At 72.3% G+C, this 12,908-nt stretch carries 10 protein-coding genes and 1 pseudogene; 10 read left to right on the top strand and 1 reads right to left on the bottom strand.

The window, feature by feature from the left end:
• Positions 1 to 762: pseudogene (locus AX737_RS04570) on the bottom strand (ABC transporter ATP-binding protein); the annotation flags it as partial.
• 364 nt (positions 763 to 1,126) lie between these two features.
• On the opposite strand from AX737_RS04570, the gene AX737_RS04565 reads away from it, so the two are divergent.
• The 10 genes from AX737_RS04565 to AX737_RS04520 all read left to right on the top strand — a co-directional run bounded on the left by AX737_RS04565 (position 1,127) and on the right by AX737_RS04520 (position 12,803).
• Positions 1,127 to 1,786 (top strand): cytochrome c3 family protein, encoded by a 660-nt coding sequence (locus AX737_RS04565; protein ID WP_066919339.1) that lies wholly within the window; start codon positions 1,127 to 1,129, stop codon positions 1,784 to 1,786.
• A complete protein-coding gene (locus AX737_RS04560) occupies positions 1,783 to 4,755 on the top strand; it encodes a TAT-variant-translocated molybdopterin oxidoreductase (protein ID WP_066919337.1) in 2,973 nt (990 codons plus the stop codon). The genes AX737_RS04565 and AX737_RS04560 overlap by 4 nt, the downstream gene beginning before the upstream one ends.
• 3 nt (positions 4,756 to 4,758) lie before the next feature.
• On the top strand, positions 4,759 to 6,765 hold the full coding sequence (locus tag AX737_RS04555; protein ID WP_066919335.1) for a quinol:electron acceptor oxidoreductase subunit ActD: 2,007 nt from the start codon (positions 4,759 to 4,761) through the stop codon (positions 6,763 to 6,765).
• Complete coding sequence (locus AX737_RS04550; RefSeq protein ID WP_066919334.1) at positions 6,762 to 7,301, top strand: cytochrome c; 540 nt, start codon at positions 6,762 to 6,764, stop codon at positions 7,299 to 7,301. The genes AX737_RS04555 and AX737_RS04550 overlap by 4 nt, the downstream gene beginning before the upstream one ends.
• A complete protein-coding gene (locus AX737_RS04545; RefSeq protein ID WP_066919332.1) occupies positions 7,298 to 8,422 on the top strand; it encodes a hypothetical protein in 1,125 nt (374 codons plus the stop codon). Before AX737_RS04550 ends, AX737_RS04545 begins: the two co-directional genes overlap by 4 nt.
• Positions 8,419 to 8,904 carry a hypothetical protein gene (locus AX737_RS04540; protein WP_066919330.1) on the top strand — a complete coding sequence of 162 codons (486 nt, stop codon included), beginning with the start codon at positions 8,419 to 8,421 and terminating at the stop codon, positions 8,902 to 8,904. Before AX737_RS04545 ends, AX737_RS04540 begins: the two co-directional genes overlap by 4 nt.
• Complete coding sequence (gene coxB / locus AX737_RS04535) at positions 8,901 to 9,881, top strand: cytochrome c oxidase subunit II (RefSeq protein WP_066919328.1); 981 nt, start codon at positions 8,901 to 8,903, stop codon at positions 9,879 to 9,881. Before AX737_RS04540 ends, coxB begins: the two co-directional genes overlap by 4 nt.
• 265 nt (positions 9,882 to 10,146) lie before the next feature.
• Positions 10,147 to 11,826: a cbb3-type cytochrome c oxidase subunit I gene (locus AX737_RS04530; RefSeq protein ID WP_066919326.1), complete on the top strand. Its 1,680-nt coding sequence runs from the start codon at positions 10,147 to 10,149 to the stop codon at positions 11,824 to 11,826.
• The gene (locus AX737_RS04525; protein WP_066919324.1) at positions 11,823 to 12,482 is read left to right on the top strand and encodes a cytochrome c oxidase subunit 3; all 660 of its coding nucleotides are present in this window, start codon (positions 11,823 to 11,825) and stop codon (positions 12,480 to 12,482) included. The genes AX737_RS04530 and AX737_RS04525 overlap by 4 nt, the downstream gene beginning before the upstream one ends.
• A gap of 9 nt (positions 12,483 to 12,491) precedes the next feature.
• Entirely contained in the window at positions 12,492 to 12,803 is a 312-nt protein-coding gene (locus tag AX737_RS04520) for an oxidase (RefSeq protein ID WP_066919322.1), read from the top strand.
• The last annotated feature ends 105 nt before the right edge of the window (positions 12,804 to 12,908 follow it).

Genomic DNA, 12,908 nt, shown 5'->3' with positions numbered 1-12,908 from the left:
GCGCCGCACCTTGGCGGCGAGCCGCGCCCGCTCCAGCGAGGCCGCCCCGTGCCGGCGGATCGCGGGCAGGCGGCGCACGAGGTCCACGAGCGTGTGCTGCGCCGTCGCGCCCGCCTCCTGGCGCAGGGCGCTGCGGCGCCGGGTGCGGGCGAGGATCAGAGCGTGGGCGAGGCCGAGCGCGACGAGCCCGATCCCCGCCACGGGCACGAGGCGCGGGGCGGCGAGCGCCGCGAGGGCGAGGCTGAGCAGGGCCGCGCCCGCCGCGAATCCCGGCAGGACCAGGCCGACCGCGAGCAGCCCGTCGAGCTGGGCGAGCGTCCGGCCGCTGAGGTCGGCGAGCCCGCGCGCCTCCTCGCGGGCGCCCGCGGGCGCCTCGAGGATGGCCTCGGTCACCGCCCCGCGCAGGCGCCCCGTCGCCCGCGCCTGGGCGGAGAAGCAGAGCCGTGCCACGATCCAGCCGATCCCGGCGAGCGCCAGCGCCGTGCCGGCGAGGGACAGGAAGGCGGCGAGTTCGAGCTGGGGCGGCGTCAGGAGCCAGCCCGGCGCCAGGACGAGGTCCGGCCGCGTATCCTGCAACGGGACCACGACGCGCAGGAAGGGGAGGACGGCCGCCTCGTCGCGCAGCATCGTGGCCAAGAGGTCGCGCAGGCAGAGCAGGGCCAGGGCGCAGAGCGGCGCGCCGGCCCCCAGTCCGAGCGCCAGGGCCGCGGCGTGCTGGCGCCGGGCGGCGCGCCAGCTCAGGTGGATCGGGTCCGATTCCATGCCGCCTCGTTGCTGCCCGCCCACGGTGCCGGATCAAACCTCCGGTCCCCCGATCCGCGCATAGTGGACCCGGCGCGCGCGGCAAAGCGCGGCAGCACACCCTCGGGCGCAGAGGGAGTAGGCGAAGGGGTCGGGAAAGCCCGCGCGCTGGAATTTTTCGCATTCCAGGCCGCAGCGCGCCGCGGTCGCATTGCCGGCCCGGCCCCCGTGCCCTCTCTTCTGCTGCGGCGCGGGCCGGCACTGCCCCGCCGACCGGTACGCGGCCAGTCGAAGAACGGACCGATCGTTTGACGCAGCCAGGACCCTGGACCGGAGAGCCGACCGGCGCGACGGTGGGCGCGTTCCCGACGCGGAAGGAGGGCTGATGGCGCAGCTCTTCACGCCCGGCGCGGACGCGATCTACCGCCTCGTCCTCCTCACCGGGGTCGCGTGCCTGGCGGGTGTGCCGATCGTGGCGGCCGGCATCGTGCGCTCGGACTACGTGACGGGCGTCGGGATCGCGCCCCAGCAGCCGGTGCCGTTCAGCCACAAGCACCATTCGGGCGAGCTCGGCATCGATTGCCGCTACTGCCACACGACGGTGGAGAAGGAGGCGACCGCCGGCCTCCCGCCGACCCATACCTGCATGACCTGCCATTCCCAGGTCTGGTCGGGCTCGGACATGCTGAAGCCCGTGCGCGACAGCTATGCCAGCGGCGAGCCGCTGCAATGGCGGCGCCTGAACAAGTTGCCGTCCTACGTGTACTACAATCACTCGGTCCACGTGACGAAGGGCATCGGCTGCTCCACCTGCCACGGCGAGGTCACGGCCATGCAGATGACCTACCGGGCCAACGCCTTCGAGATGGGCTTCTGCCTCGACTGCCACCGCAACCCGGAGAAGTACGTCCGCACCCCCGATCAGGTCTGGAACATGACGTGGAGCCCGCCCCCGAACCAGGCGACGCTCGGCCCGCAGCTCGTGGCGCAGAACCACATCCGCGGCGGCCAGCGCCTGATGGAATGCGGGATCTGCCACCGATGAGCCGCGACCCCGACATCGCGCAGATCCGCGCCCGCCTCTCCGGCGCCGACGGCCCGACCTTCTGGCGCAGCCTCGAGGCGGTCGCCGACACGCCGGCCTTCCGCGCCTACGTCGAGTCGGAATTTCCGGCCGCCGCCCGGCTGGCGGGGGCGCCCGACCGGCGCGGCTTCCTCCGGCTGATGGCGGCCTCCTTCGCGCTCTCCGGGCTGACCGCCTGCGGTGCCGACAGCGGGCGGGACTACGAGCTTCCTTACGTCAACCAGCCCGAGCGGATCGTGCCGGGCGCGTCCCTCTCCTATGCCAGCTCGGCCCTGTTCGACGGCTTCGCCAACGGCATCCTGGTCACCACCCGCAACGGGCGGCCGATCAAGGTCGAGGGCAACCCGGACCATCCCTTCAGCCGCGGCGGCACCGACATCCTGGCCCAGGCCTCGGTGCTCGGGCTCTACGACCCGTTCCGCTCCCAGGCGGTGCAGCATCTCGGGCGGCCGAGTTCCTGGGCGGCCTTCCGCGGGCAGATGCTGGCGCGGCTGGCCGGCTGGCGCGAGGGACGCGGGCGGGGCCTCGCCCTGCTCTCCGCCCCCGCGACCTCGCCCGCGCTCGCCGCGATGGTCGCGCGCCTGCGCGAGCTTTACCCGGAGATGGGCTGGTACGAGGCGGCCGGCGCCACGCGCGAGAGCCTCCACGCGGGCGCGGCCCAGGCCTATGGCCGCCCGGTCGAGACCCTGCCGGATTTCGCGGGTGCCAGGGCCGTCGTGTCGCTCGACGGCGACTTCCTCGATCTCGGTCCCGGTCAGGTCGGGCTGTCGCGCGCCTGGATCGAGGCGCGCCGCGCCGGCCACGCGGCCGGGCACCTGCCCGCGCTCCACGCGGTCGCCCCGACGCCGACGCTGACCAGCGCCAAGGCCGATTACGGCCTCAGCCTCTCGGCCGGCGGGATCGAGGCGCTGGCCCGCGACCTCCTCAGCCTCACTGACGGGGGCAGCGGCGGCGCCTCGGGCGCGCGGGCGGGCAACTGGCTCCGCCGCGCCGCCGCCGCGCTCGACGCGAACCGGGGCGCTTCGATCGTGACGACGGGGCTCGCCGCCTCGCCGGAGCTGCACGCCCTGGTGCACCGCCTCAACGGCGCGCTCGGCAATACCGGCTCGACGCTGCGCCACATCGCGCCCCTCTCGCCCGGCGGCGCCGGCACGCTCGCGGACCTCGCCGAGGCGATGGAGCGGGGCGCGGTCGAGACCCTGATCGTGCTGGGCTCCAACCCGGTCTACGAGGCGCCCGGCGGCCTCGACTTCGCCCGCCGGATGGAGCGCGTCCCGCTCAAGATCCATGCCGGCCTCTACTACGACGAGACCGGCGCGCACGCGGACTGGCACCTGCCGCTCGCCCACCCGCTCGAATCCTGGGGCGACGCGCGCTCCCTCGACGGCACGGTCGGCCTGATCCAGCCGACCATCGCGCCGCTCCACGAGGGCCGCACGGTCCACGAGCTGCTCTCCTTCCTGCTGGAAGGCGAGATGCGCGACGGGCTCGGCCTCCTCAAGGCCCATCTGCGCCGCCCGGACGAGGACGAGGCCGCCTTCGAGGCCCGCTTCGCGGAAGCCCTGCGCCTGGGCTTCCTGCCCGACAGCGCGAGCCCCCCCGAGACCGTCGCGCTCACCGGGGCGGCGCCGGCCCCGGCGCCCGCGCCGGCCGGAGGGATCGAGGTGGTGTTCCGGCCCGACCCGACCGTGTGGGACGGGACGCACGCGGATCTGAGCTGGCTCCAGGAACTGCCCAAGCCCCTCACCAAGGTGGTCTGGGAGAACGTGGTCCTGATCTCTCCCGCACTCGCCGAGCGCGAGGGCATCGCCACCGGCGACGTCGTGGCGGTCGCGGCGGGCGAGGCCCGGATCGAGGGCGCGGCCTGGATCCTGCCGGGGCAGGCCGAGGAGACCGTGACGCTCACCCTCGGCTACGGCCGCAACGTGCCCGACCACCTCTCCCGCGGCCTCGGCTACGACGCCAACCGCCTGCGCCCGGCCGCCACGCCCTGGCGGCTCCAGGGCACCAAGCTCGCCAAGACCGGCGCGCGCCGGATGCCCGCGACCACGCAGGATCTCGGCACGATGCAGGGGCACGACGTCGTGCGCGTGCAGCCGGAGGGCGCCGGGCCCGTGGGCGACGATGAGGCCGACAAGCCGCCGAGCTTCTACGGCCCGTCCTCCGAGGATCGGGGCGCGAAGGCCGCCTGGGGCATGGTGATCGACCTCGACGCCTGCACGGGCTGCAACGCCTGCGTCACCGCCTGCCAGTCGGAGAACAACATCCCGGTGGTCGGGCGCGACGAGGTCGCCCGCGGCCGCTGGATGGGCTGGATCCGGATCGACCGCTACTACGCGGGCAGCCTCGACGAGCCCGCGACCCATTTCCAGCCGGTGCCCTGCATGCACTGCGAGCAGGCGCCCTGCGAGGTCGGCTGCCCGGTCGAGGCGACGCTGCACGACAGCGAGGGCCTGAACCTGCAGGTCTACAACCGCTGCGTCGGCACCCGCACGTGCCAGAGCTACTGCCCCTACAAGGTCCGGCGCTTCAACTACCTCGACTACACCGAGGACCAGCCGGCCATCCTGCAGCAGCGCAACAACCCCGAGGTGACGGTGCGCGCCCGCGGGGTGATGGAGAAGTGCACCTACTGCATCCAGCGGATCGCGGCCGCGCGGATCGATTCGGCCAAGGACGCCCACGCCGCGATCCCCGACGGCGCGGTCGAGACCGCCTGCCAGAACGCCTGCCCGACCCGGGCGATCGTGTTCGGCAACATCGCCGATCCCGAGAGCCGCGTGGCCCAGGCCCGCGCGGAGGGGCGGCACTACGCGCTGCTCGCCGAGCTCAACACGCGCCCCCGCACCACCTACCTCGCGGGCCTCGCGCCCGCCGACGGGCAGAAGGCACCCGCGTCCTCCGGGCAATCGCCCGGCAAGGAGGGCTGAGGCGTGGCCGGCGCGAGCCTGATCCCCCCGGGCGAGACCCTTGCCGGCATCGGCCGCGCGGTCACCGCCGTGCCGATCCGCCACCCGCTCAACCGCCGCTGGTGGATCGCCTTCGCGGGGGCGATGGCTCTGCTCGCGGTCTTCGCCGTCGCCCTGTTCTGGCTGCTCTTCGAAGGGGTCGGCGTCTGGGGCAACAACAACGCCGTCGTCTGGGCGCTCGACATCGCGAGCTACGACTGGTGGATCGGGGCGGCCTGCGGCAGCCTGCTCGTCTCCGCCACGCTGCTGCTGCTCGGGGCCGAGTGGCGCGGCGCCATCAACCGGGTCGCCGAGACGGTCGCCCTGCTCTGCACCTGCGCGGCCGGGCTCTACCCGATCATCCATCTCGGCCGGCCCTGGTACTTCTACTGGAACCTGCCCTACCCGAACACCTTCTCGCTCTGGCCGCAGTTCCGCTCGGCCCTGGTCTGGGACGCTGTCGACATCGTCTCGTTCCTCGTGGTCTGCGTGAGCCTCTGGTATGTCGGGCTGCTCCCCGATCTCGCGGCTCTGCGCGACCGCGCCTTCACGGAGGCGATGCGCCAGCGCGAGGCGCGCGCCCTGACCCGCGGCCTCGCGATGATGCGGGCGCGGACCTACGGCCTGCTCGCCTCCGGCTGGCGGGGCTCGGCCGCCCACTGGCAGCTCTGGCTGCAGGGCTACCGCACCATCGCGCTGCTCGGCGTGATGCTGGTGGTCTGCGTGCAGACCGGCGCCTCGGTGATGTTCGCCGGCTCCGTGATGCCGGGCTGGCACGACACCATCCTGCCCGTCACCTTCCTGGTGAACGCGGTCTTTTCCGGCGTCGGGCTGACCGGCGCGATCGTGGTGCTGATCCGGGCGGTCTACGGCCTCGACGGGCTCGTCACGGAGCGCCATCTCGGCCTGATCGCCCGGCTCCTGCTCGGCCTCGGCTGCGCCAGCCTCTACTGCTACGCCACCGAGTTCTTCTCGACCGCGCTGCACGGCGATCCCTACGAGCGCGGCGTGCTCGCCCGCCGCGTCACCGGCGAGCACGCCGCCGCCTTCTGGACGGTGCTCGTCTGCCTGCTCCTGCCCGCGCAGGTGTTCTGGTCGACGCGGGCGCGGCGCGCGCCGCTCGCCGTCGCGGGCGTCGGCATCCTCGTGGCGGTCGGGGCCTATGCCGACCACGTGATGGTGCTGCTCGTCACCCTCGGCCAGAACTTCCTACCCGCCGCCCACGAGCCCTTCCGGGAGACGGTCTGGGGCATCGCGACCTTCGCGGGCTCGGTCGGCCTGTTCCTCGTGCTGCTGCTGCTGTTCCTGCGCTACCTGCCCGCGGTCTCGATCACCGAGACGCGCCGCCTCGCGCTCGCGGCCGGCGCCCGGACCGGGCGCGAGACCGCCTCGGACCGGCCCGAGCCGGACCCGGAGGCGATGGAGCCCGGCACCCCGCTCTGGGGCATCAGCGCGCGCTTTGCCACGGAAGCCGAACTCGCCGCCGCCGCGCAGGCGGTGGCCAGCCTCACGGCCGCCCGCAACGGTGGCGACGTCCATCTCGACGGGCACGGACCGGTGCCGATGCCGCGCGTCACCCGCGCGCTCGGGCTGGAGGGGCGCACGATCCGGCCCTACGCGCTCGGCGGAGCCCTCCTCGGCGGGCTCGGCTTCTACGGGATGTGCGTCTACGCCAGCGCCTACCACTACGTCTTCCTGATCGGCGGGCGGCCGCGCTTCTCCTGGCCCTCCTTCGTGGTGCCGAGCTTCGCCTTCGCGATGATGAGCGGGGTGGTGGCGATCCACCTCGCCCTGCTGGTGCTGAACCGGCTGCCGCGCCTGAACCACCCGGCCTTCAACATCCCGGGCTTCCTGCGCGCGAGCGAGGACCGCTTCTTCCTCTCGGTGCAGGCCCAAGGGGAGGGCTTCGAGGTGGAGCGGATCGAGCGGCGCCTCGCCGGCCTGCCCGCGGGCGCCGGCCGCCCCCTCGAGATCCGGCGGATCCCGCGATGAGCCGGTTCCTCCGCCCGCTCGTCCTCGTAGGCCTGCTCGCGCCGCTCGCCGCTTGCGAGCAGGCCAACATGGCCGACCAGCCCAAGGCCCGGACCTGGGACCGCAACCCCTACTTCGCCAAGCACATGACCATGCGCGATCCGGTGCCCGGCACCGTGCCGCGGCAGGACCCGGCGGCGGCGGCACCCCAGCCCGCGACGATCACCGCCGCGCTGCTGGCGCGGGGCCGGGAGCGCTACGCCATCTTCTGCACGCCCTGTCATGGCGCCTCGGGGGATGGGCGCGGCATCGTGGTGCAGCGCGGCTTCCCGCACGCCGGCAACCTCGCCGCCGACAGGCTGCGGCAGGCCTCCGCGGCGGAGCTCTACCGCACTGTCGGCGAGGGCCACCGGGCGATGTTCGGCATGGCGCAGATGATCCCGTCCGCCGACCGCTGGGCCATCGTCGCGTACCTGCGCGCGCTCCAGCTCAGCCAGGGCGCCGAGCTGGCCGGTCTGCCGCCTGAGGACCGTGCCCGCCTGGAGGCCGCCCGATGAGCCGCCCGGCGAAACGCTCCCTCGGCCGGCGGCTCGCCCGCCCGTTGCCGCTCGGCCTCGCCGGGCTGGCGCTCCTCGCGCTCGCCGTCCTCGCGGGCGGCTGGCGGGAGGCGGCGGGCGCCTACCTCGCCGCCTGGCTGGTCCTGCTCGGGCTCGCGGCCGGCGCGCTGCCCGTGGCGGTGGCGCTGGAGCGCTTCGGCCTCCGGGTGCACGACCACGGCGAGGGCGAGATCGCGCTGAGCCTGCGCCGCCTGCTCGGGCTGATGCCGGCCGCCGCGATCCTGGGCCTGCCGCTGCTCGCCGCCGCCCCGATCCTCTATCCCTGGATCGCCGAGCCGCCCGACACGCCGCTCGGCCGGGTCTGGTTCACCTGGGCCGGCTTCTCCCTGCGGGTCCTCGCCTATCTGGGCCTCTGGGTCTGGCTCGCCGCGCGCTTCCGCGACGCGCCCACGGGCCCCGGCGACGGCCGCACCGCCGCGGGCGTCGGCCTGCACGCCCTCGTCGGCACGCTCGCGGTGACGGACCTCGTCGGCTCGCTCGATCCGCGCCTCGGCTCCAGCCTGGAGGGCATCCTGGTGCTCACCGCCTGGAGCGGCCTCGCCTTCGCGGCGGCGATCCTGCGGGCGCCCGAGGAGCCGGCGCCGGTCGGCCGCGGTCGCGCGGTCGCGGGCCAGGACCGGCTGGTGCCGCTCGCCGTGCTGCTGGCGCTCTGGGCCTACCTGCATTTCGTGCAGTTCCTGATCGTCTGGTCGGCGAACCTCCCCGACGAGGTGCGCTGGTATCTCGCCCGCGGCGGCTGGTCCGGGCGCGGCCTCGCGCTCGCGGCCGGCGCGGTCGTGCTCGCCGCAGCCCTCGCCACCCTGCGGCCCGGCCGGCCCACCACCCGGGTGCTCGCCGGCCTCGTCGTCGCGGTGCACGTCGCCGAGATGTTCTGGCTCGTCACACCCGCCCTGCGCGACCGCTTCACCCTGACGGGAACCGACCTGCTCGCCGCCCTCGGCGTGCTCTGCCTCGCCGGGGCTTTGCGCCCGCTCGCGCGGATGCCGCATCCCTGGTGGACCCGCGGAGCAGGCACCCGCCGAGTGGACACCCGCCGAGCTGGCAAGGGGGCCTCCGCATGAGCCAGGCTTCCAAGCCCCCCGGCGGCCCGGAACGGCCCGGCGGCCTGTTCCAGGCGATCCTCGCCGGCCTGGCGCCCCGGCGCCCCCCGGCGCCGGAACCCGAACCCGCGCACTGGCCCGAGGCGCCTCGTGCCGGGCCCGGCCACGAGACCGAGGACGTCGACGTCCGCCGGACCGGCCTGGTGATGGCGGGGCTCGCGCTCTCGGCCCTCGTCGCGGTCGGCCTGATGCTCTGGCTGATGCACGCCTTCACGCTGGGCCAACGCCGCGAATGGCCCGCGCTCACCCCGCAGCAGACCGCCAAGCTCACCCCCCCGCCGCCGAACCTGCAGGCCGACCCCTACGCCGACATCGCCCGCGCGCGCGCGGCCGAGCGCGGCCGGCTCGACGGCTACGCCCTCACCGAGGCGGGCCGCGCCCGCATCCCGATCGACCGCGCCATGGAGCTGGTGACGGGCCGGCCGCTGGATCCCGCCCGATGACCCCGCACCACTCCGCCCTCGAACTCTGGCCGGCCGCGGTCTCGGCCAAGGCCGTCGAGACCGACTACCTGATCCTCGCCTTCACGGTGCTGACGCTGCTGCTCACCGTGCCGGTCTTCCTGGCGATCACGTGGTTCGCCCTGCGCTACCGCGACGGCCAGGAAGCCGACCGCGAGCCCAGCGGCGTCCGCTCGAACCTCGTCGAGATCAGCTGGATGCTGATCCCCTTCGCGCTCACCCTGATCTTCTTCGCCTGGGGGGCGCGCCTCTTCGTGCACTCGAAGAACCCGCCGCCCGACGCCATGGTGATCGAGGCGATCGGCCGGCAGTGGATGTGGAAGTTCCAGCATCCCACCGGCCAGTCCGAGATCAACGACCTGCACGTGCCGATCAACCAGCCGGTGCGACTGCGCATCATCAGTCAGGACGTGATCCACGCCCTCTACCTGCCGGCGGTGCGCATGCAGGTGGCGGCGATCCCCGGCCGCACCACCGAGCTGTGGTTCAAGGCTGACCGGGCCGGCACCTTCCACCTCTACTGCTCGGAATATTGCGGCACCGACCACTCGCTGATGGAGGGCCGGATCACCTTCATGGAGCCGGGCGACTACCAGGAATGGCTGACCCACGGCGGCGCGCAGCAATCCGGCCCCGCGGCGGGGCTCGCGGTCTACAACGCCTACGGCTGCGGCACCTGCCACAACGCCGATTCGCAGATCCGCGCCCCGCGGCTCGCCGGCCTCTACGGGCGGGAGGTGAGGCTCGCGGACGGCACCACCCGGATCGCCGACGACACCTATCTGCGCGAAAAGATCCTGAATCCCAACGGCAACCGGCTGGCCGAGGGCTACAAGCAGATCATGCCGAGCTACGCCGGCAAGATCCCGGACGACGACCTCACCCGCCTGATCAACTACCTCAAATCCGACATGCGCGCCGCCGCGGGCGACCCCGCCGCGCAGGGAGGTACGCGATGATGCCGTTTCCGTCCGATCCCTTTGCCGCCGCCACAACAGATGAAGCACCGCCCTTTTCCCGGACGCCTGGAACGCAGTGGACGGTGATCCGGGATCCAGCGAATGAAGGGCCGCGCAGCGGTGCGATCTCCCTGCGGCGTTGCAGGATTCGGACGCTTCGCGACGTCTCGTGCTGGGTCCCGGGTCGCATTCCGCTGGCGCTCCATGCGCCCGGGAAAAGGGCGGTGTGCCAATCAGAACCGCGGCGTGTCCCAGGAGACCGGCCATGAGCGCATCCGGCACCGTCGAGGGCGGGGTGGCCAACCGCGAGCCGCACGCGCCCGAGGCCACGCTCGGCCGCCCCTCCGACTACCTCCACGCGCAATCGACGCTCCGCTCGTGGTTCCTCACCACGGACCACAAGCGCATCGCGATCCTCTACCTCGCCGCGATCACCGCCTTCTTCGTCATCGGCGCGGTGGCGGCGGGCGTGGTCCGCCTCGCGCTCGTCGTGCCGAACGGCGCGATCATGACGAACGACACCTACAACAAGGCCTTCACCATCCACGGCGTCGTGATGGTGTGGTTCTTCCTGATCCCGTCGATCCCCGCGACCTTCGGCAACTTCCTGATCCCGCTGATGATCGGGGCCAAGGACCTCGCCTTCCCCAAGCTCAACCTGACGAGCTGGTACGTCTTCATGGGCGGCGCGTTCTTCACCATGGTCTCGGTGGTGTTGGGCGGCGTCGATACGGGCTGGACCTTCTACGCGCCGCTCTCGACGGCCTTCTCGAACACCTGGGTGCTGCCCGCGCTCATCGGCGTCACCATCGTGGGCTTCTCGTCGATCCTGACGGGGCTCAATTTCGTGGTCACGATCCACACCATGCGGGCGCCCGGCATGACGTGGTTCCGTTTGCCGATCTTCGTCTGGGCGCACTACGCCACCAGCCTGATCTTCCTGCTCGCCACCCCCGTCATCACCACGGCGCTGATCCTGCTGATCATGGAGCGCGCCTTCCATATCGGGGTGTTCGATCCGGCCTATGGCGGCGACCCGGTGCTGTTCCAGCACCTGTTCTGGTTCTACTCGCACCCGGCCGTGTACATCATGGTCCTGCCCGGCATGGGGGTGATCTCCGAGATCGTGCCGGCCTTCGCCCAGAAGAAGCTCTTCGGCTACCGCTTCGTCGCCTACGCGTCGATCGGGCTCGCCTCCGTGACCTTCTTCGTCTGGGGCCACCACATGTTCGTCAACGGGCAGAGCGACCTGGCGAGCCTCGCCTTCTCGGTCCTGTCCTTCGCGGTGGCGGTGCCGTCCGCGGTCAAGGTCTACAACTGGACCGCGACGATCCATAAGGGCCGCCTGCGGCTCGACACGCCGATGCTCTACGCGATGGGCTATATCGGGCTCTTCGTGCTCGGCGGCCTGACGGGGCTCTATCTCGCCACGCTCGCCGTGAACCAGCACGTCCACGCCACCTACTTCGTGGTGGCGCATTTCCACTACATCATGGTCGGCGGCACGGTGCTGGCGTTCTTAGGCGGCCTGCACTTCTGGTGGCCGAAGTTCACGGGGCGGATGTACGTCGAGGCCTGGGGCCGGATCTCGGCGGTGCTGATCTTCCTCGGCTTCAACGTCACCTTCTTCCCGCAATTCATCCTCGGCTATCTCGGCATGCCGCGGCGCTACGCGACCTACCCGCCCGAGTTCCAGCTCCTCAACATCCTCTCCTCGGCGGGCGCCACCATCCTGGCGGCGGGCTACCTCTTCCCGATGCTCTATCTCGTCTACTCGCTCTGGTTCGGCCGCAGGGCGCCGGCCAACCCCTGGGAGGCCAAGGGCCTGGAGTGGGAGACCTCCTCGCCGCCGCCGACCCACAACTTCCTCGGCGATCCGGCGGTGCCGAGGATCCCCTACGACTACCCGATCCAGGCCCAGGAGAGCCGGAGCCAGCACGGATGAGCGAGGCGCTGCCCGAGGGCGTCGGCGTCGCCCGCGCCGAGCATTTCGAGAGCGTGGCGCAGCAGCGCTACGCCGCGACGCTCGGCATCTGGGCCTGGCTGATCACCGAGCTGCTGCTCTTCGCCGCCCTGTTCCTGGTGGCGCTGATCACCCGGATCCAGCACCCCGAGGCGACGGTCGAGGCCGCGCGCCATCTCAAGTTCTGGATCGGCGCGACCAACACCGTGGTGCTGATCTGCTCCAGCCTCACCATGTCGATGGCGATCGAGTTCTCGCGCATGGGCTGGCAGCGCGCGATGGTGCGAATGATGCTCGCCACCGCCGCGCTCGGCGCGCTCTTCCTCCTGCTGAAGGGCTACGAGTACTACGCCGACTATCAGGAGCACATGATGCCGTTCCTGTCCGGGCGGCCCTACGAGCTCGCCCAGAGCCCGGCCTCGCGGCTCTTCGTGAACCTGTACTACGTGGCGACGAGCCTGCACGCGCTGCACCTGTTCACCGGCATCGCGATCCTGCTCGGGATGACCTGGAAGGCGGCCAAGCCCGGTTTCCTGGGCCGGCACCAGAACTGGATCGAGGTCTACGGCCTGTACTGGCACTTCATCGATCTGGTCTGGATCCTGGCCTTCCCGATCCTCTACGTGGTCAACCGGTAGGGGAGGGCGATGCGCAACCCGATCAGGGATCTCTCGCCCGAGGACCGCGCGCTGTTCCGGCGCCACATGCGCAAGCCGGTGCTGACGTTTCTGGCGCTGCTGGCGCTGCTGGCCGTCAACGTGGCGCTCGGGGCGACCGTGCCCTTCGCCTATACCTGGGCGCTCGAACTCGCCGTCGTGACCGTGATGGTGGCGCTCATCCTCCTCGTCTCGATGGAGGTGCTGAAGGAGCCGCCGCTGGTGAAGCTGTTCTCGGTGCTCGGCTTCTTCTGGGTCGCCATCCTGGTCGGCATGACGCTGACGGATTACCTGGCGCGCTGACGTCGCTCTCCCTCCCCCCTCTGCGGGGGAGGGCAATCGCATATGACGACCGAGCCTAGCCCCGGTCAGGCGTGGGTCCCCTCTCCCATAGGGAGAGGTCTGCTT

It is taken from the genome of Methylobacterium sp. CCH5-D2 (genome assembly GCF_001556475.1).
GTDB lineage: Bacteria > Pseudomonadota > Alphaproteobacteria > Rhizobiales > Beijerinckiaceae > Methylobacterium > Methylobacterium hispanicum.
Note: the sequence above shows the minus strand (reverse complement) of the source record. Positions and strands in the feature narration are given on the sequence as shown.

Excerpts from the sequence above, each read along its gene's own strand:
- AX737_RS04565 (WP_066919339.1), top strand. The coding sequence starts at position 1,127 with ATGGCGCAGCTCTTCACGCCCGGCGCGGACGCGATCTACCGCCTCGTC.
- AX737_RS04560 (WP_066919337.1), top strand. The coding sequence starts at position 1,783 with ATGAGCCGCGACCCCGACATCGCGCAGATCCGCGCCCGCCTCTCCGGC.
- AX737_RS04550 (WP_066919334.1), top strand. The coding sequence starts at position 6,762 with ATGAGCCGGTTCCTCCGCCCGCTCGTCCTCGTAGGCCTGCTCGCGCCG.
- AX737_RS04545 (WP_066919332.1), top strand. The coding sequence starts at position 7,298 with ATGAGCCGCCCGGCGAAACGCTCCCTCGGCCGGCGGCTCGCCCGCCCG.
- AX737_RS04540 (WP_066919330.1), top strand. The coding sequence starts at position 8,419 with ATGAGCCAGGCTTCCAAGCCCCCCGGCGGCCCGGAACGGCCCGGCGGC.
- coxB (WP_066919328.1), top strand. The coding sequence starts at position 8,901 with ATGACCCCGCACCACTCCGCCCTCGAACTCTGGCCGGCCGCGGTCTCG.
- AX737_RS04530 (WP_066919326.1), top strand. The coding sequence starts at position 10,147 with ATGAGCGCATCCGGCACCGTCGAGGGCGGGGTGGCCAACCGCGAGCCG.
- AX737_RS04525 (WP_066919324.1), top strand. The coding sequence starts at position 11,823 with ATGAGCGAGGCGCTGCCCGAGGGCGTCGGCGTCGCCCGCGCCGAGCAT.
- AX737_RS04520 (WP_066919322.1), top strand. The coding sequence starts at position 12,492 with ATGCGCAACCCGATCAGGGATCTCTCGCCCGAGGACCGCGCGCTGTTC.